This window comes from Dermatophilaceae bacterium Sec6.4 (assembly GCA_039636865.1).
In the GTDB taxonomy this organism is placed as follows: Bacteria; Actinomycetota; Actinomycetes; order Actinomycetales; family Dermatophilaceae; genus Allobranchiibius.
In genome coordinates, this window is the sequence record CP144172.1 from 2,249,506 (window position 1) to 2,268,076 (window position 18,571).

Genomic DNA, 18,571 nt, shown 5'->3' on the forward strand with positions numbered 1-18,571 from the left:
TCTCGAACATCCCTGCGGCACACGTCGCACCGACCCGGAAGTAGTCGATGGACACCGCCGCGTTCCTTACCCAGCTCGCAGATGCGTTCCCGGGCGACCCGCAGGACACCGATCCGACGGACCCGCGTTGGGCGCAACTGGCGCAGGACGTCACCGGGTTCACCGGACCCAATGAGCTCGCCGTGCTCAATGTCGCGGCTCGCGTTCTCCCGGCCGACGAGTCCTACCTGGAGGTCGGCACCTTCAAAGGACGCTCGCTCTGTGCCGCCGCGCAGGACAACGACGACAAGACGTTCCTCGCGATGGAGAACTTCATGGAGTTCGGGATGGCCGGCCGCGAGGCACGGGCGGAACTGGAGGGCAACATCCGTCGCTACACCAGCGAGCGCTCGGTCACCCTCATGGAAGGAGACTGCTTCGAGTTGATGACCGAGCTCGGTAGCGACACGAAACCGGTCGGCGTCTACTTCTACGACGGTGAACACACCCTGCTCGCGCAGTACCTCGCGCTCGCGGTCGTCGAACCGCTGCTCGCCGATGAAGCACTGGTGCTGGTCGACGACGCCAGTTGGCCTGTCGTGCAGCGGGCCCACCGGCTGTTTCTACGCCGTCACGCCGGGTGGAGCATCGCCGCAACCTGGGACGCAGCGCACGCCGACGACCCGCGGTGGGCGAATGGACTCCACGCACTGGTCTTTCGCAGAACGACACCGAACCGTGGTTTGTCCAGGTCGGACGAGGCGTTGCGGCGCTACCAGACGCGGGTACAGGAGCGCCTGAACGCGGCACTGTGGAAAGGCGCCGGCATCTTCCCCGGACCGTTCAAGGCAGTGGCAAAACTGGTGCTGTCACGTTCCCGCGCGATCGGCCGCGACCAGGGCTGAGCCCCGATCCATCGGCAGCACCCGCCGGCGGTGCTGGGCGATGGCGCGGACCAGTCCCGCGATCGCGACGGCCATTGCGCACACAGTGCAGACCGCGACGATCTGCACCGCACTGCCGTGCCACAACAGAACGACGGCCAGGATCTCGATGACGACGGCCGCCCACGTCAGCGCACCGAGCAGATGTTCGCCCGCGCCCATCTCGGAGAAGAGCCACACCTGGGCCAGTGCCCAGGCGATCCCCAGCAGCACACAGGCCTGCGCGACATGGCCGTACTCCGAATACTGACCGCCGCCCGCGATTCGTACCCAGAACCCGGGGTCGATGCTGACGACAACCAATCCCAGGATCCCGATTCCGAGCACGAGTGCACTGGCCCGAAGCAGCGTGCGGGACGCGTCCTGCCCGCGCATCCGCGGTACCAGGATGAGGGCGATGAACTGGGTGCCCCAGCAGATCGCCCGCCCGAAGGTGGAGGCGAGCGCGTACCCACCGGAGTTGTGCGGCGACAGGTAGTGCCGGGCCAGGAGCACGTCGACGCTGGTCAGGGAGATCAGGGCCGCGAGTGAGGAGTTGGATCGCCATAGTTCGCCGGCGAGGCCGGACCCGCTCGCGCCCATCGACCTGGTCTCGGAGCGGCACAGATATCCGCCGAGCACGGCGGTGAGCAGCACCGCCACCAGCATGGCCGCGAAGACCTGCACCACGGAGAAGCCGGCCACGGTTGCCACCACTGCTGCCACCAGCCGGCTGAGCGCGGTGACGACGTAGAGCAGCGACAGCGCGCGTAACCGTTGGGCACCCAGCAGGATGCCCTGAAAACAACCGGTCACCGTCATCGGTAGCAGCATCGCGCCCATCAGGATCGGCGACCACGGGGTATCGAGGTTGAAGAGGTCTGCGAGACCGCCGGAGGCCAGCACTGTGCCCGCAAAGAGGACGACGGCCACGATCGTCCCCAGCCTCAGACCAGTCGTGAGCTCGGTCCGGTCCCCTCCGGCGACCCGTCGGGCGATGACCACCTGGAACGCACCGGCGGGGATGGCGAGCAGCACCCCGAAGGTGCTGAGGGCCGTATAGCCGCCGAAATCCGCAGGGCCCAGGGTGCGCGACAACAGCAGTACCAGCAGATAACCCAGGGCATTGGAGATGCCCATCGCGACACCGAGCAGGGCACCGAGAACGGTGGTCGAGACCGGGCCGCGCTGCTGTCGACTGCTTCGGGCACCGTGTTCGAGGGGCGTGCTGGCGTCGGTCGACACAGAAGTTCAGGCCTTCGACGAGGGAGTGGCACGCAGGGCGCCGTAGCGGATGTGACCTAGGTTACTCGCGGGTTATATTAGCGTCGCCGTACCTCGGATCAGCGGGTCTCGGCAGGCATCCGAAGCTCGTTCCCGCTCGCGAAAGTTTTCACCCCGTGCGTCGACCAGCAGTGTCCATCCGTCGGCGTGTGCCCGACGGAGCGGGCAGGGCGTACCCCGCAACCGTCATCGCGTTGCTGGTGGTGCTCGCAGCGGTGGTCTTCCTCAACGGTTTCGGGCACTTCTATACCGACATCAAGCCGGAGGTGTACCTCGCCCCGGGCCGGATGATCCGCGCCTACCTGTCCTCGTGGACGCAGTCGCCCTACCTCGGAGCGCCGAGTTTCAATGTCGGCCTGGTGCCGGTGCTGGGGGTGCTGGCGCCGCTTCGCGCCATCGGCCTCAGCCCGGAACTCACCTACAAGCTCTTCCACTTCGCGTTGTGGGCGCTGACCGCATGGGGTGCCGCCAGGCTGCTGCGGGCGACCTACGCGCGGGCCGACAGATGGACCGGTCTGGCTGCCGGTGTTCTCTACGTCGCGAACCCGTACACGATCCAGGCCGGTTCCACACTCGCGATCGCGCTGCCGATGGCGCTGTTGCCGTGGATGATGCTCGCGTTCCTGCGTGCGTTGCAGGATCCGCGGGGATGGCGCTGGCCGGCCATTTTCGGGCTGATCTTCTTCGCGATGAGCGGGATGAACGTCGCGGTCGTGCCGATTCTGCAGCTGTTCGCACTGGTCCCGCTGATGGTGGCTGCCCGGTGCAGCTGGCGTATCGGATGGCTGGATATCGCGCGGGCGCTGGCCAAATGCGCGCTGTTCACCGTCGGCGTCTCGCTCTACTGGTTGGTTCCGGCCGCGGCCGCGCTGTCGACCGGGTCTCAGATCGTCAGTTCGTCCGAGACGATCACGGGTATCGCCAAGACCGGTTCGTTCCCGGAGGTGTTGCGCGGGCTGGGCCTGTGGCCGCTCTACGGCAGGGACGCGAACGGGCCGTGGGAGGGCCAGTACGCGGGGTATATCACCAGCCCGTTGCTGATCCTGATGACGGCGCTGTGGCCGGTCCTGGGGATGCTGGCGCTGCGCTGGTGCCGGGGATTCGTGCGCGGGCTGGTCATCGGGTTGCTCGCGATCGCAGCGGTGGTGTCGGTCGGTGCGTTCCCGACGCAGAGCGCACCGGCTTCGCCCTTCGGGCACGTCGTCGTCGCCTTCCTGCAGCTGCCGGGAATGGGCGCGTTCCGCACCACCAACAAGATCGGGGCACTGCTCGCCCTCGGCATCGCGATGGCCCTCGGGGTGGCGGCCCGCGAAGTGTGGCGGCGTCTGAGTACCGTGGATTTTTGGGCGCCGGTGGCGGCGATGGTGGCCGTGGTGCTGGTCACCGCCTGGGTCTCACCGGCCCTGACCAATCGGCTCTACCTGTCACCGATGGACATCCCCGGTTACTGGCACCAGGCGGCGAGCGCCATCGACAAGGGCGATCCCAACGCTGCTGTGCTCTTCCTCCCGGGACAGACCCGTCCGCAGTACCGCTGGACGGTGCCGCGTCCCGACGACGTCGCCAATTCTCTGTTCAGCCGCACCGTGATCATCCCCGAGACCACACCGAATGCGTCGGCTCCCGGTGCCAACTATCTGACGGCGCTCAACTCCACTCTGCAGAACGGGGTCGTCCCGCCCGCTGCGATATCGGCGTACGCACGCTATCTGGGTGCCGACACGATCCTGTTGCGGCACGACATCGACTGGGAGGACACCGGGGGTGCGCGGCCGGCCGTCACCAGCAAGGTCCTCGCCGCTGACCCCGGCCTGGTCGGGGTGGCCAACTACGGCGTGGACGGCGAGTTCACCCAGGCACCCGGCTACGACCCCGCGGCCTACGGAGAAGACCGCCTTCCGCCGCTGCAGCGTTACGCAGTTACCGACCCGTTGCGCTCTGTGCGCGCCGAGCCCACCGCAAACTCGGTACTGGTGGCCGGCGACGGTTCTTCGGTCGCTCAGCTGTCGTCGGCCGGACTGCTGCGGGCCGCACCCTCCTTCCAGTACGCGCTCGACGTCGGAGCGGCCCAGTTGCCGGGGATGCTCGGGCGCGGGCACCGATTGGTCATCACCGACACCAACGCCCGCCGATCTGCGGTCACCAACCGGTTGAGCAACGGCACCGGACCGTTGCTGACGGCGCGTCAGCCGCTCACCCAGAGCTACGCGCTCGGCACTGATCCAGCTGATCAGACGGTGCTGGTTCCCTCGGGTGCGAAAGTCACGGCGTCCTCGGAGGGCGGGGCATTCTTCGACCTGCCCTACGCCGCTGCCCAGAATGCGCTGGACGGCGATCCGTCGACCTCCTGGCTCTTCGGTGATTTCGGGCGCGCAGCCGGGCAGACGCTGACCATCACCGAACCGTCCCCGATCACCCCCGGCACCGTGCGTATCGCCCAATCCTCGGTCGGGGCCGCCAAGATCGACCGGCTGACCGTCACCGCCGGGGATCGATCGGTGACCAGACGGATGCCGGACACCGGTTACGCCTCCTTCGATATGGGCACAACTCGGACCACGACTGTGACCGTCCGGATCGATTCCGAGCGGGGAAACGGATACAACCTGGTCGGGCTCTCCGATATCAAAATGGCCGGGCCACTCGCGCTCGGCGCTGCGCGCACCCCCACGACATTCTCCGACCGGTACGCGTCCCTGGATGCGGCGGGCCGGGCGGCGTTCGCTGCGACGCCCCTGTCGGTACTGCTGACCAGATTGCAGGGCACGCCGGCGCCCGGCGACGACGAACAGACCGGTCTACATCGCATCGTCACCCTGCCCGACGCCCGCACCTTCACCGGCGCTGCTGCGGTGCGGGTCGACGGCCCGGTGGAGCCGGTGTACGACCAGGTCGCGGGATATTCCGCGGCGGTTCGCGCGACCTCGTCCCGTTTCTACTTCGACGACCCGGCCGTCCGCGCCTCCCAGGCGGCCGACCCGGGGCCGTCGAAGAACAGCACGGCGTGGGTGCCCGGCGACGGGGTGCGCGGCTCCTGGTGGCAGGTGGCCGGCCCGGTCAGGTCGATCGACAGCGTCGCCGTCACTCAGGCAGCCGGGCCCGGTGACCAGACCCCGGACGCCGCGCGTACCCAGTGGGCCACCAGCGCCGTAGTCACCGTCGACGGCCGACGGGTCGCGAGCACCGATCTGAGGCAGGGCGGCACGACGAAGGTGGCGTTTCCCAAGGTCACCGGTCGCGTTGTACGCGTCACCTTCACCGGGGCAACCGAGCCGCCACAGGGCATTCCGGCCCGGTTCCCCAGCATCGACACGGGCATTTCGATGCGCGTCGGCTCATCGGGTCGGCTCGGCCCCGTGGGGGGTGCCGCAGCACGGTGCCTGACGGTCGCGACGATCGACGGTCGTGCCATGACGATGCGTCCGACCACCACCCGGTTGGCCGGGGCGACCGCGCAGGGGACCCGGTGGACCGGATGCGCGGACACCTCGATGACGGCAGGCGTGCATCGGATCGAGCAGGCGCCCGGATTCACCCTTGACTCCTTTGCGTTGACCGATGCACGCACCGCACCCGCGGGTGTGCCGGCAGACACGATCGTCTCGGACGTACACGACGGCGCTACCTCAAAGTCGTTGCGGGTGCGCGCCGGTGGGGCGTTCGCCGTCGTCATCAGCGAAAGTTACGACCCGCGGTGGCAGGCCACCGCGAACGGAAAGAATCTCGGAGTACCGCAGATTCTCGACGGTTTCTCAGTCGGGTGGAAGCTGCCGGCAGGTGGGACCTACGACATCGTGGTGCGCTACGGTCCGCAACGCTGGTCCACCGTCGCACTCGTCATCTCATCCGCAGTCCTGCTCTTCGCGGTCCTGCTCGGCACCGGTCTCGGGCACCGGTTGGCCGTGAGCTGGTCGCGGCGCAGGCGGGCGCGTCAGGCAAGGGGAATGGAGGAGGACACGGATCCGGAGCGCGACGCGGTCACCGATCCGGTGACTGCGGACGCTTCTGCAATGGTCTCCGCGGAGGTACCGCGAGCTGGTGCCGCTGCCGGTGCCTGGCCGGGGCCGATGCCGCGGATCGGCGTCGAGATCGCGCTCGTGCTCGCGGGCGTGTTCTTCCTCGGATACGCAGGTCTGGTCGCCTCGGTCGCTGTGGTCGCCGTACTGCGGTGGGCGCCGGTGCCATCGCAGTGGCTGATCACGGCGGGCGCGGTGTTGGTCGCCGTTTCAGTGGTGGTCTACGTGATCGTGCTGTGGTCCGAAGGTCTGACCGGGCAGGTCAGCGCCGACGCCGTGTCCGCGAGTCTGTGGCCGCACTATCTGGGCGCGGCGGGTCTGCTGATCGCGCTCGTGGGAGCGTTGCGCGATCATGTGCCACTGACCACATCACCGCCCGCACCCCACACTGCACCCGATGATCGGTTGGAGCATCCCGTTGACAGCCACCACTGAAGCACCGCAGCAGCTGGTCAGCGTCGTCGTGCCGACGCGCAACAACACCCGGACGCTGGCTGCCTGTCTGGCGTCGGTCCGCGAGCAGACCTATGGTGCGGTCGAGCTGATCGTGGTCGACAACTACAGCAGCGACGACACCGCAGACATCGCCCGGCGGTACGCCGACCGGGTGATCACAGCGGGGCCGGAGCGGTCAGCACAACGCAATACAGGTGTGGATGCAGCGCAGGGGGATTGGGTGCTGTGGCTGGACAGCGACATGGTCCTGCCGCCGGGCAGTATCGAGGCGGCCGTCGGCACCGCGCACGTATCGGGAGCAACGGGTGTCGCGTTGCCTGAGCGCACCATCGGTGACGGCTTCTGGACGAAGTGCCGTGCGCTGGAGCGGGAGTGCTATCTGACCCAGCCGTGGTTACACAATCCCCGCCTGGTGCGGCGTGACTTCCTGGCCGGCGACGGTGGCTTCCGCCTCGACATGTCCGGCCCCGAGGACGCCGACCTACGGCTGAGGATGCACGCTGTGGGCGCGCGCATCGAGTTGGCCGACATCGTGGTGGATCACGACGAGGGTCACCTGACCCTGCCCGATGTGCTGCGCAAGCGCTATTACTATGGGCGCAGCATCCCCGCGCTGCAGGACAACCACGACGGTGCGGTGGGCAGCCAGGGCAGGGCGCTGCTCAAGTCCTACGTCGACGGGCGTGGACTGCTGGTACGCGATCCGGCCCACGCGGCCGGCATGGTGCTGATGCGGGGTATGGAAGTAGTGGGGTACGCCCTCGGCGCGCGGCGTGGACGTAGGGACCGCCGAACGGCGACGCAGGCCCCCGCGTGACCCGACGGATGCTGTGGGTCTCGCTGCCGGACCAGCGGGCCCGGCGCGAGCTCTACTGGATGTCGCGGATGCCGCGTACGACGGTCACGGCGCTGGCGGCGCAGCAACCGGTCGGCGACATCGAGTGGGTGCCGAGCAGCTACCGGCGCCCGGTCAAACGTTTTGTGGAGGCCGGGGCACTGGCCTGGGTGCACGGTCTTGACCAACAGGACCCGGCGCGTTTCGACTGGGTCACCACGCTCGAACTCTGCTCGCTCGTGACCGGCCAGGCAGCCCGCTGGCGCGGCCGGTCCGCTCCGGGCGCGCATCGGCCTCTGCAGGCCGTCATCACCTGGGAGAACCTGCCCAACCAGCCGCTCTACAAGATCCCGCCCTACCGGCAGGCGCTACGTGCAAGCAGGGGCGCCGACCTGTGGCTGTGTATGGTCGACGCGGCACGGGAACACCTGCTGCAGAACGGTTTCGACGAGTCGCGCATCCGGGTGGTCAAACCCGGCGTCGATACCGATCTCTTTGTGCCTGCTGCGCGCCCCCCGGCTGAGCCGACAGTGGTGTTCACCTCTCCACTGGCGACCAACAAAGGCATCGACCGGGTGCTGGAAGCAATGCGTCTCGTGCGTCGATCGATGCCGGACGCCCGGTTGATCGTGGCCGGAAACGGACCGCTACGCGACATGGTGGAGCAGGAAGCGCGCGCTGTCCCGGGCCGAGTGCAGCTGTGCGGGCACCTGGACGCGGCGGGCGTGGCCCAGCTACTCACTTCGGGCGCCGTCTTCTGCACTGCGCCCAGGGCGACCTGGAAATGGACCGAGCAACTGGGGCTCGCCTACCTGGAGGCGCAGGCCTGCGGGCTGCCGGTCGTCACGACGCGCTGCGGCACCAACGACGAGGCCGTGCACGCGCCCAATCTGCTGGTCGACGACAACGCTGCGCAGCTCGCCGAAGGACTGCTGCACTTTCTGGCCGACCCGACCGAGGCTGCCCGGGTCGGTGCGGCGAACCGGGCGCGGATGACCGCCGAGCACGACCTGGCAACGCAGTGCACGCGGATGGGTGCGGCCTTCGACTCGATCGAGGCGCAGCACCGGTGACCTGGCCCCGATCCGGCGCGCACCGGCGATACCGGCCCGGCGTCAGAGGCACCGGCGCGCTCATCGGTCTCGCCAGCGCGCTGCTGGCGCTCGGCCCGGCGTTACGCCCGGGCTACCTGCTGTTCTACGACATGGTCTTCGTTCCCGGACTGGGTTTCTCAGACCGGACCCTCGGCGTCGACGGGAGCGTGCCCCGGGCGGTGCCCAACGACCTGGTGGTCGCGCTCGCCTCACACGTCGTACCGGGCTGGGTCGTGCAGAAGGCCCTGCTGATCCTGGTCTTCGTCGGTGTCGGAGCCGGTGTCGGTGCGTTGATGGGCAGCAGGCTCGGCGCTGCAGCAGCCGCGATGTTCGCGACCTGGAACCCCTACCTGGCCGAGCGTCTGGCCATCGGGCACTGGGGATTTCTGCTCGGGTACGCGTGCCTGCCATTCCTGGCCACGGCCGCGTCGGCAGTACGACGCGGCGAGCCACGGGGACGCTTCCGGTTGGGTTTGTGGACCGTCGTGGTGGCCCTGACCGGGTCCACGGGTGCCGTGCTCGGTCTGCTGCTCGTCCTGGCCGTGCTGACCGTTCCGGTGGCTGGGACGCACAGCCGTGCGCAGGTCCGCCGCGGCCGGGAAACACTGTGGGTGCTGGCGATCTTCGCGTTGGCGAATGCCGCCTGGTGGTTCCCGTCGATCTTTGTCGGCTCGGTCGGCACCGGCGACAAGGGCGGAGTCGAGGCGTTCATGGCGCGCGCCGACACCCCGTGGGGGGTCTTCGGATCGTTGATCACCGGCGGCGGTATCTGGAACCGGGCGACCTGGACTCCCGGCCGCTCGTCCGTGCTGATCAGCGCGACGATGCTGCTCGTGGTGCTGGTCTGCGTCGGATATGCCGCCTGGTGTCGGGCGTGGCGGGCCTCTGCGGCACACGCCGGTCTGTCGGTTGCAGGCGTCGCCGGCCTGCTCATTGCAGGTGCGGGAGCGATCCCGGGCGGCTCCGCCCTCGTCGATGTCGCGGTCGAGCACGTGCCCGGCGCGGGTTTGTTGCGTGACTCTCAGAAATTCGTGGCCCTGTGGGTGGTGCTCGTCGCTGTCTGCGCAGGTCTGGGCGCCGAGCGGCTACGGGCGATCGGAGTGGCGTGGGGAGTGGACCGGGGCAGTGCCCTGGCGGTGGCAGGCACCTCGGCACTGTGGCCCCTGGTACTGCTGACCGGTCTGGCCTGGGGACTCGGTGGACAGTGGAGCGCGGTGTCCTACCCCGCCTCGTTCGAGTCGATGCGCGCCACGATCTCAGCGCAGCCGCCCGGCGCGGTCGCGATCTTCCCCTGGACGCTGTACCGGCGGTATGCGTTCGACAATGACCAGGTACTGCTGGACCCGTGGCAGCGATTGTCCGGCCGAAACGTACTCGTCAACGACGATCTGCCGCTGTCGAATCGGGTGGTGCGCGGCGAGAGCCTGGATGCCGCCCGGATCACCGCTGCACTGGCGGGCAGCGGTGACGTCCGGGCAGCACTGCGGTCCGCGGGTGTCCGATACGCGCTCGACCAGACCGGTCAGGGCGGTGACCGGGCGACGATGCTGCCAGCGCTGTTGCGTACGGATGTGGTCGCCCGGTCGGGCGATCTGGTGCTGTACGACCTGGGTTCCGTGCCGCCGTCCGGGCTCCCTCAACATGACCCCGGACCGTGGCGCTACCTCGGTCTCGCGGGTCTCGTTCTTGCACCCACGGTCGTGCTGGTGGATGAAATGAGACGCCGACGACGCGAGGTTACCGAAGAGTCACCTCGGTCAGCCGACTGTGGTTAAGATGAGCGAAACAGACCCGCTGCCTGAGCTGCCAGAAAGAATGTGACACGCGATGGACGAGACCAACAAGAAGCTCGCCTACAACGTCGGCGGCGCCGTGATCGGGGTCCTGCTGGCGCTGATCGCCATCTTCGCGCTGATCGCCCAGCAGGGTTCGGTCACTCAACCGCAGAAGTTCAACTCGACCATCAGCTACGACAGCTCCAACTGAGTCCGTAGCACCCACACGTCAGCCGGTCGGACCTTCGGGTCTGGCCGGTTCTGTGTTTTCTGGCTCCGGCCAAGTACACCCGGGTTCAGCGCCGAACGGGGACCGGTTCTCCCGCGTCGCGATCGGCAGCGGGCATACACACCACGGGAGCAGAGGCCACAGCTACTTCGGCGGTCGTTGCCCGTCGCGACTGCACCGGGTGCAGCTCGAGGGTGTGCGGACCCAGCGTCGCCGGCTGGTCAGGCCGCGCGCGGCGGCCGAGCACGGACAGCAGAGTGTGTTCCAGACGTTCGGTGGCCGAGGCCCAACTGAAACTTCGTGCATGGTCGCGGGCGGCTGCCCCGAGCTGGCCGCGCAGCTCCTCGTCCTGCAGCAGCAGCCGGACCTGGGCGCGCATGTCTGCATAATCGCGGGCCAGCAGCCCGGTCAGTCCGTGCAGGATGGATTCGCTGGGGCCGCCGGCGTCTGCGAAGGCGACGCTCGGCGTTGCGTGCAGCCCGGCCTCGACGATGATCAGGCCCCAGCCCTCTTTGTGAGAAGGCACGAGCATCAACCACGACGCCGCGAGGAGGGTGTGCTTCTGCGATTCCTGGACGAACCCGTGCAGGCGCACCCGGTCGCTGACTCCTCGGTCGGCGGCGTGCTGGCGCAACTGCGGCTCCCAGTAACCGGTGCCGACGATATCGAGGGTGAGCGTGGGTAGTACCGAGGCGAGGTCGGCGAGCAGGTCGATACCGAGCTCGACCTGTTTGTGCGGCACGAGACGGCCCAGCACCACCAGCGACGGGTTGGCCGTCCTGGGTACGTCACCGTAGGACGCGAGATCGGCCGGGTGGTCGTTACCGGAGTAGACGAGGTCGATCCGTCCCGGGTCAACACCCAGCGACGCCAACTCCGACCGGGTCGCCTGGGACACCGTGACGTACCGGCACTTGCGATAGACCCGCGGAGCGAGCCTGCTCTCCGCGAACCAGCCGACTGCGGCGAGGTACCTGGGGAACAACGACGTCCACTGGTCACGATGTACGTGATGGGTGATGTTCACGACGGGAATCCGGGCCAGCAGCGGCGACCAGAACGGCACGCCGTTCTGTACGTCCAGCACCACATCGAACTTCGACCGGTTCCGGGCGGCGTACAGCAGGCCACGCAGGTAGCAGGTGAATCGTCCGCCACGGCGGACGACGTCCACCTGACCGTGAGCAGTGGACGAGGCGGCACCCTTGAACCGGCTGGTGAAGATGGTCACGGTGTGACCGCGCTCGGTAAGGATCTGCGCAGTGCGCTCGGTAAATGTTTCGGCGCCGCCGGCCTCCGGGTTCTCGCGGTCGCGCCAGGACAGGTAGAGGACACGCATGGGTGTCTCGACGTCGAACATGCTGCGCGCTACCTCTTTCTCGTTGGCCGATACTGGTGCTGCCCATGCCCGCGGCATCCGCCGACAAACCAGTGGTCAACGCGCCGACGGCTAGGGTAACCCGAAGTTACTGCAAAGTAGAGAGACGAAGGGGACGCGTCGAAATGGACTCCGGCAATGTCGTCCCACTCGGCAGTACCGATGACGTCGATGAGGCCGCCGAAGCCCGCGCCCGCTGTGAGATCTGTACCGGGCGGTGTGACTTCTACGAGCTGCGCGGTGGCGGTTCTTTGCAACGCTGTCGGGAGTGCGGTCACCTCACCCGTGACCTCGCCCTCGCTCCGGCCGGACATCGAGACCTGGCCTACGGCGGCGAACCGACCTTGGACCGACTCAGACTGGGTCTGACCTACCGCTCGATGGTGCGAGCCGGCCGCGGCGCTCCGCCGGCATCGGTGTTCGAGGTGGGATACGGCGCCGGATCGATGCTGCGACGGTTTCACGACGGGGGATCCACCATTTCCGGCGCGGACCCGGACCAGCTCGGTGTCCATGTCGACGCCCAGGTCCTGCGGCATGGTCAGCTGTTCCACGGCGGCGTCGAGGACATCCCGCTCCAGGGCCGCGACGGAGTCGACCTGGTCTACGGAATCCACGTACTCGAGCACGTCGTCGACCCGATGCAGACGCTGCGCGTTGCCTTCGATCTGCTCACTCCCGGTGGCACGGCGCAGTTCCTGACACCGGCGGGTGACAGCGACGGCGTGCGGCTCTACGGATCGGCATGGTGGATGCTGGAAGATCCCACCCATGTCAGATTCTTCACGTCCGCCAGTCTGCACGCAGCGGCGCGGGCCGCGGGTTTCGTTGATGTGCAGGTGCGTCGGCCGATCCTGGACAGCATGGTGACCGATGTCGGGAGCCTCGCCCGACGAATGAGCCCGGCGCAGCGACCACGGGGAGTCCTGGCCTCGAGGAAAGTCATCGCCGTCGGTGTGGCCAGCGCGCCGTTGGTGCTCGCCGGCAGAGCTGCGCGAGCCTCGCTACGACCCACCCTGCACGTCATCGCGCGTCGTCCACGCACCGCTCGGGTGCCGTCGTGAGCCCGGCGCGTCGCGGCATCCGTCGCTCGGCGAATCTGTTCCGTGCGTTCCGGCTGGAACAGAGTCGGCCCGAAGTGTTCTACGGGGCATTGGCTGCCGACTCCGTCGACCTGGTCAGCGAATGGACCGATCTGCACGGCGCGACCGTGTTGGACGTGGGAGCCGGACCCGCCGAGTTCGCCAGGGCGTTCCGCGCTGCCGGATCTCACTACGTGCCCATCGACCACGACGGCTCGGTCGCCTCGATCCGTGACGGCGGTCTGGTCGCCACCGCGGCAGCCCTGCCGATCGCCGACCGGTGCGTCGATGTCGTGTTCAGCAGCAACCTGTGGGAGCACGTGGCCGACCCCGAGCCGGTCGCGGACGAGCTCGTCCGGGTGCTGCGACCGGGCGGTCTGCTTTTCCTGTCCTACACGAACTGGCTCTCACCGTGGGGCGGGCACGAGACATCTCCATGGCACTGGCTGGGTGGCGAGCGGGCGGTACGCCGCTACACCCGACGTCACGGGCACCGACCGAAGAATGTCGTGGACGAATCGCTTTACCGCATCAGTGTGGCCCGCGGGCTGCGTTGGGCTAACGCTCAACCTGAGGTCGAGGTGCTCGTCGCGCGTCCGCGGTATCTTCCCGACGCGGCGCGCCACCTGCTGCGGGTGCCGGGGCTGCGCGAGATCCTGACCTGGAACCTGCTGCTGGTGCTGCGCCGACGATGACGGCGCCGACCGCTCCATCGCCGCCTGCATCCTCAGGACCCGCGCAGGGGCCGGCCTCTCGATCGGCTCCCGACCGCGCTGTGGCGACCTACTGGTTGGCGGTTCTCGCGATGGCGCTGGTGCCGTGGTTGATCGCTCCCGGCCGAGTGCAACCGGACACCAAGGTCGACCTGACGATCTCGCCGTGGTCCTATCTGGCGCGATCGGTGGACGCGTGGAACGGCCATGCCGGTCTCGGCGAACTGCAGAACCAGGCCTACGGGTATCTGTTCCCGATGGGACCGGTCTTCGGGATCGCGCACTCGGCGGGTGTGCCACCGTGGGCTGCGCAACGCATCTGGTGGACGATCCTGGTGGTGGTCGCCTTTTGCGGGGCGGTCCAGCTGATGCAGGTCCTGCGGGTGGGTGGACCGGGCGTCATCCTGATTGCCGGCGCCGCGTACGCCCTCAGTCCGCGAATCCTGACATTACTGGCGGAGAACTCCAGCGAGGCGTGGCCGATGGCAGTAGCGCCATGGTTGGTGGTCGTCGCGCATCGACTGCTGCAGCCCGATCTGCAACGTCGTGAGTTGCTGCGCACTCTGGCGCTCAGTGGGTTGCTCACCGCAGCGCTCGGAGGGGTGAATGCAGCCGCGTCGGGGCTGATGCTGGTGCTACCCGGTCTGTACCTGGTGACCCATCGCCTGGGACGTCGGCGGTTGGGGCCGTGGCTGCTTGCCGTCCTGCTCGGCGCGTCGTGGTGGCTGCTACCGCTGCTGATACTGGGTGGTTACGCCTACCCGTTCCTGGATTTCATCGAGACGGCCTCGATGACCACAGCCGTGACCTCGGTGCCCAACGTGCTGCGCGGTGACTCCGACTGGATCGCCTACATCCTGGACTCCGCTGGACATCCCGTGTGGCAGTCCGGGTGGACCAGCGCCCAGTCGACCATCTCGATCCTGGCGACCACTGCGGTGGCGGGCCTCGGACTGGTCGGCCTGTCGCGGATACGGGGACATCTCCGCCGGTCCGCACTGGCGAGTGTGCTGGTCGGTGTGCTGTTCATGACGATCGGCCACCGGGGCATCGTGGGCAGCCCGATCGCCGCGGAGGTCCGGGCCCTGCTGGACGGCCCGTTGGCTCCATTGCGCAATGTGCACAAGGCGGACGCGTTGATCCGGCTACCGGTCGTGCTGGGCCTTGCGGTACTGCTGGAGGGGTTGCGTCGTTCCGTTGCAGTGCGCAACCGGCTGCTTGGCATGTCGGTGGCGCTCCTCGTCGTCGCGGCGATGACCCCGCTGTGGCAGGGCCGGGTCGGCGACTCGGGCAGCTACCGCGCCGTACCGGCGTCCTGGCCCGCGATGGCACACCGGCTGGACCGGGAGGCGGCCACAGCGGGTGGCAGCACGCTGCTGTGGCCCGATGCGCGCACGGCGACCTACGACTGGGGGACCACCGGCGACGACCCGATGAGCGCCCTGACCCGGTCGCCGGTCGTCTTCCGGGCGGCTGCGCCGCTGGGCGACCCGTCGGCCACCAGGATGCTCGATACTGCCGACCAACTTGCTGCATCGGGCCAGGTGCAGCCGGGCCTCGCGCCCGGACTGGCCCGGATGGGTATCGCCCGGATCGTCGTGCGGCATTCGATCGCGGCGGCGGTCCAAGCCCAACCGTGGCGTGCGGTGGAGCGCACCTTGTCCAGCTCTCCCGGTTTCAGCTACGTCGGCTCGACGGGCAGCGGCAGCAATCTGCTGACCCTGTGGTCGGTCAAGGGTTCGGCCACCGCAGCTGCCTACGCGCGAGACGCGGCAGTGACGGTCGCGGGCGGGCCCGAGTCGGTCTTCGACCTCGCGACCGTCGGTGCGCTCGGTCCGCACGACTGGATGAAGGTGGTCGCCGGCGGCGCCGTGCCGGGCGACCCACCGCCGCGCATCATTACCGACAGCCTCAGGTGGCGCACGCTCAACAGCGGGGTCCCGACCGCCGACGGCTACAGCCCGACGCTGCCCGCCGCGGACAACGCACCGGACCGGGTCGGCGGCAAGGACCTGCCGCCTGCCGGTGGTGTCGCGACCCAACCCGTGCGCTCCCTGATCGGCATGACGTCGTGGTCTGCCTCGTCCTCGGGAGGCGATCCGTTCGCGCGGGTCTACGCCGGCCCGGGCGCCGGTATCGCGGCGGCTTTCGACGGCGATCCTGCGACCGCGTGGCGCACCGGAGACGGACAACCGCATGCCGAGCTGTCGTTCACGCCGACCCCCGCGACCGCGATTCGCGAGGTCGACGTCACTCTTGCGGCAGGCGCAGGTCTGGACCGGGTCGGGAAGCTACGGTTGTCTGTCGGCGGGGTCACCGGCCCGTCCGTCCAGGTCGCCTTCGGCCAACAGCGCGTGAGACTGACGTTGCCGCGCGCTGCGATTGGGCCGGTGCGGATCGATCTGGACGTTGCCGGCACTCCGACCGGTCCGGTGATGGGCATCACCGATGTACGCATCGCGGGGCATCGACTGGGCAGCGTGATCAGCCTTCCCGGCATCATCGACCCGAGCGCCACCTCCGTGTTGGTGCGCCGCGACCCCCGTGAGCACAGCTCTGACCCGACTCAGGGCGAGGACCCTTCCACGCTGACCCGACGACTGCGCTTCGCACGCAACGGTCAGGTCGTACCGACCGTCTGGTTGCGGACGTCGTCGGCAGGCGCAGTGAATTCAGCAGGCGCAGCGGGTACAGCGGATGGGCGCTGCGGAGCTGCCGGCACGTTGCACATCGGTAGCGAGTCGATCCCGTTGCGGTTCGCCGCGACCGCAGTTACCACCGAGCCCGCTGCGAGCCGCGCACAGACGACGATCGGCGCACTGCGCAAAGCCGAGGCGTGCACCGGTCGGGTCCCGGTGCAGGCAGGCCGTCAGGAGGTATCGGTAGCCGCGACGAAGAGCCTCCGGGCCGAACTGGTGTACCTGCACTCGTGGCCGGTACCGGGGAACGGTGCCTCCCACGGCGCTGTGATCGTCGTGCAGCGACCAGACGCGGCGCAGATCCCCGCCCGTACCTTCGGTGATGTCCGCGGTGGTGGTGGCGAGCTGCGGATCGGCGCCGGTCCGGCGCGGGTCGCCGCGTTGACCCAGGGGTTCAACAAGGGCTGGCACGGCACGGTCGGGGGTCGGGACGTGGCTGCGGTGCGGGTCGACGGTTGGCGTCAGGGCTTCCTGGTGCCCGCCGGCCCGGCGGCCGTGGTGCGGGTGCAGTTCGGGCCCACCTGGTGGCAACGTGCCGGACTACTCACGGGGGCAGGTGCGGTGCTGCTGCTCGCACTGTTGTTCCTGAGCTGTTCGCGCATCCGGACCGCCCGGGATGCAGGCGACGGCGCGCCGGCCGCTGCCCTGATGCAGAGCATGCAGATGCAGAGCAGGCGGGCGCCGACCGTCGGTGCCACGGCCGTGCGGGCCACGACACTCACGTGGATCCTGCCGCTTGTCGTCGGTACTGCCGTGAGCGGCGTATCCGGGTTCGTCGTCGGTGCCCTGATGCTGCTGCTGCCCCAGCGACTGATCGGGTGGGGGATCGGTGTGTCCATGGTGCTGTCGGGTGTGTTCCTCGCCGGGTTCGGCGTCGTCGACGAGTTGTCGGTCGGCGCGGTGCTCGGTCAGGCGGCCGGGACCATCACGGTATGTCTGCTGGCGCGGCGTTTCGGGTCCACCGATGCGCCAGGGTCAGAGCCGGACGCTCCAGCAGCGTCACCGATACCCGGGTCACCATCACCGAGATGACGGTGGTCGCGATCAGCGTCCACGTGAATCCACCGGAAAATAGTGCTCGGCCGGTCAGCAGATACAGCACCTGCAGCACGAGTACGTGCCACAGGAACACGGGGTAGGACGCGTCGCCCAGCCATCGCGCCGCGGGTGATCCGGCGGCTGCGCGCGCCAGCACACCACGCACCGGGCTGGTGGCCGCGAGGACGAGCAGACCGGCGATCAGGGTGTAGAGCACTTCTTTGACAACGGACTGCGCGACGCTCGACGCCCGCAGATCGACGGGTCCCGCCAGCGGGGTGGACGCGAGCAGGTAGAGCAGGCCAGAAGCCAGAAAAACGACACCCGGATTGCCGCGCGCAAAAACAATCCAACGGTGCCTTGTCGGCGACGCGATGCCCGATGCTCGGTCAAACTCGGCGAGGACGGCAAGTGCCGCACCCGCAGCGAACCACGCGGCGTGACCCAGCACCGAGGTCGCGAGCACGCCGGAGATCGACTGCGGATCCGCGCGCGTCCACGCGCTGCTGCCCGCCTGGGTGGCGACACCGACCCCGGCAATTGCCGCGAGCAGTACCCATCCGTTGCGTGCGTTGCGCGCCACGGTGCCGATCACCCACCCGATGGCCGGCACGAACGCGTAGAAGGTGACCTCGGTGGTCAGGCTCCACGTCTGGGAGAAGGACTGGTAGGCGTGTCCGGAGTATCCCTGCAGCAGGACGATGTGCAGCACGACATCCAGACCCGAACCCAGGCCACCGGTCCGACCCGGCGCGAGGCCCGCGACGAGCAAAACCGCGGTGAGTGCTAGCCAGTACGCGGGAAGGATGCGTGCGGCGCGTCGGATCGTGTACCGCCGTAGGCCGGGTGTGGCGGTCTGTTGCAGCCCGGCGCGGACATACGGTCGCAACAGCAGGAACGCCGAGATCGCGAAGAAGACTGCTACTCCGGCGTCTCCACGGGCCAGGAGCGGACCCGACACATCCACGTCCCCGGCGCCCGTCCAGAACGTCACGTGACTCAGCAGCACCAGGGCCGCCGCGAGCGCGCGCAACAGGTCGAGCATGCGATAGCGCTGCATCTGCCGGTAG

General features: G+C 68.5%; 12 protein-coding genes. 9 read left to right on the top strand and 3 right to left on the bottom strand.

Features of this window, described 5'->3' with window-relative positions; translation table 11 throughout:
• Positions 1-47 precede the first annotated feature (47 nt).
• Positions 48-884 (top strand): class I SAM-dependent methyltransferase, encoded by an 837-nt coding sequence (locus tag V3G39_10725; GenBank protein XAS75143.1) that lies wholly within the window; start codon positions 48-50, stop codon positions 882-884.
• Here V3G39_10725 and V3G39_10730 read toward each other — a convergent pair.
• Positions 849-2,147: an oligosaccharide flippase family protein gene (locus V3G39_10730; GenBank protein ID XAS75144.1), complete on the bottom strand. Its 1,299-nt coding sequence runs from the start codon at positions 2,145-2,147 to the stop codon at positions 849-851. The genes V3G39_10725 and V3G39_10730 overlap by 36 nt on opposite strands.
• A gap of 155 nt (positions 2,148-2,302) precedes the next feature.
• Between V3G39_10730 and V3G39_10735 the strand changes: the two genes are divergently transcribed.
• Genes V3G39_10735 through V3G39_10755 form a run of 5 tightly spaced genes read left to right on the top strand, consistent with a single transcriptional unit; the run spans position 2,303 to position 10,573 of the window.
• Complete coding sequence (locus tag V3G39_10735) at positions 2,303-6,637, top strand: alpha-(1->3)-arabinofuranosyltransferase family protein (protein ID XAS75145.1); 4,335 nt, start codon at positions 2,303-2,305, stop codon at positions 6,635-6,637.
• Positions 6,600-7,475: a glycosyltransferase gene (locus V3G39_10740; protein XAS75146.1), complete on the top strand. Its 876-nt coding sequence runs from the start codon at positions 6,600-6,602 to the stop codon at positions 7,473-7,475. The genes V3G39_10735 and V3G39_10740 overlap by 38 nt, the downstream gene beginning before the upstream one ends.
• Positions 7,472-8,566 carry a glycosyltransferase family 4 protein gene (locus tag V3G39_10745; GenBank protein ID XAS75147.1) on the top strand — a complete coding sequence of 365 codons (1,095 nt, stop codon included), beginning with the start codon at positions 7,472-7,474 and terminating at the stop codon, positions 8,564-8,566. The genes V3G39_10740 and V3G39_10745 overlap by 4 nt, the downstream gene beginning before the upstream one ends.
• The gene (locus V3G39_10750; GenBank protein XAS75148.1) at positions 8,563-10,362 is read left to right on the top strand and encodes a hypothetical protein; all 1,800 of its coding nucleotides are present in this window, start codon (positions 8,563-8,565) and stop codon (positions 10,360-10,362) included. The genes V3G39_10745 and V3G39_10750 overlap by 4 nt, the downstream gene beginning before the upstream one ends.
• A gap of 52 nt (positions 10,363-10,414) precedes the next feature.
• Positions 10,415-10,573 carry a hypothetical protein gene (locus V3G39_10755; GenBank protein XAS75149.1) on the top strand — a complete coding sequence of 53 codons (159 nt, stop codon included), beginning with the start codon at positions 10,415-10,417 and terminating at the stop codon, positions 10,571-10,573.
• A gap of 85 nt (positions 10,574-10,658) precedes the next feature.
• Here V3G39_10755 and V3G39_10760 read toward each other — a convergent pair whose 3' ends face one another.
• Positions 10,659-12,008 (bottom strand): glycosyltransferase family 4 protein, encoded by a 1,350-nt coding sequence (locus V3G39_10760; protein XAS75150.1) that lies wholly within the window; start codon positions 12,006-12,008, stop codon positions 10,659-10,661.
• 86 nt (positions 12,009-12,094) lie between these two features.
• Here V3G39_10760 and V3G39_10765 point away from each other — a divergent pair, with 86 nt between their 5' ends.
• Genes V3G39_10765 through V3G39_10775 form a run of 3 tightly spaced genes read left to right on the top strand, consistent with a single transcriptional unit; the run spans position 12,095 to position 17,495 of the window.
• Positions 12,095-13,033, top strand: coding sequence for a class I SAM-dependent methyltransferase (locus V3G39_10765; GenBank protein XAS75151.1), 939 nt, complete (start codon positions 12,095-12,097; stop codon positions 13,031-13,033).
• Positions 13,030-13,746: a class I SAM-dependent methyltransferase gene (locus tag V3G39_10770; GenBank protein XAS75152.1), complete on the top strand. Its 717-nt coding sequence runs from the start codon at positions 13,030-13,032 to the stop codon at positions 13,744-13,746. Before V3G39_10765 ends, V3G39_10770 begins: the two co-directional genes overlap by 4 nt.
• The gene (locus V3G39_10775; GenBank protein XAS75153.1) at positions 13,743-17,495 is read left to right on the top strand and encodes an alpha-(1->3)-arabinofuranosyltransferase family protein; all 3,753 of its coding nucleotides are present in this window, start codon (positions 13,743-13,745) and stop codon (positions 17,493-17,495) included. Before V3G39_10770 ends, V3G39_10775 begins: the two co-directional genes overlap by 4 nt.
• Here the strand turns inward: V3G39_10775 and V3G39_10780 are convergent.
• The gene (locus V3G39_10780; protein ID XAS75154.1) at positions 17,389-18,561 is read right to left on the bottom strand and encodes an acyltransferase; all 1,173 of its coding nucleotides are present in this window, start codon (positions 18,559-18,561) and stop codon (positions 17,389-17,391) included. The genes V3G39_10775 and V3G39_10780 overlap by 107 nt on opposite strands.
• Positions 18,562-18,571 lie beyond the last annotated feature (10 nt).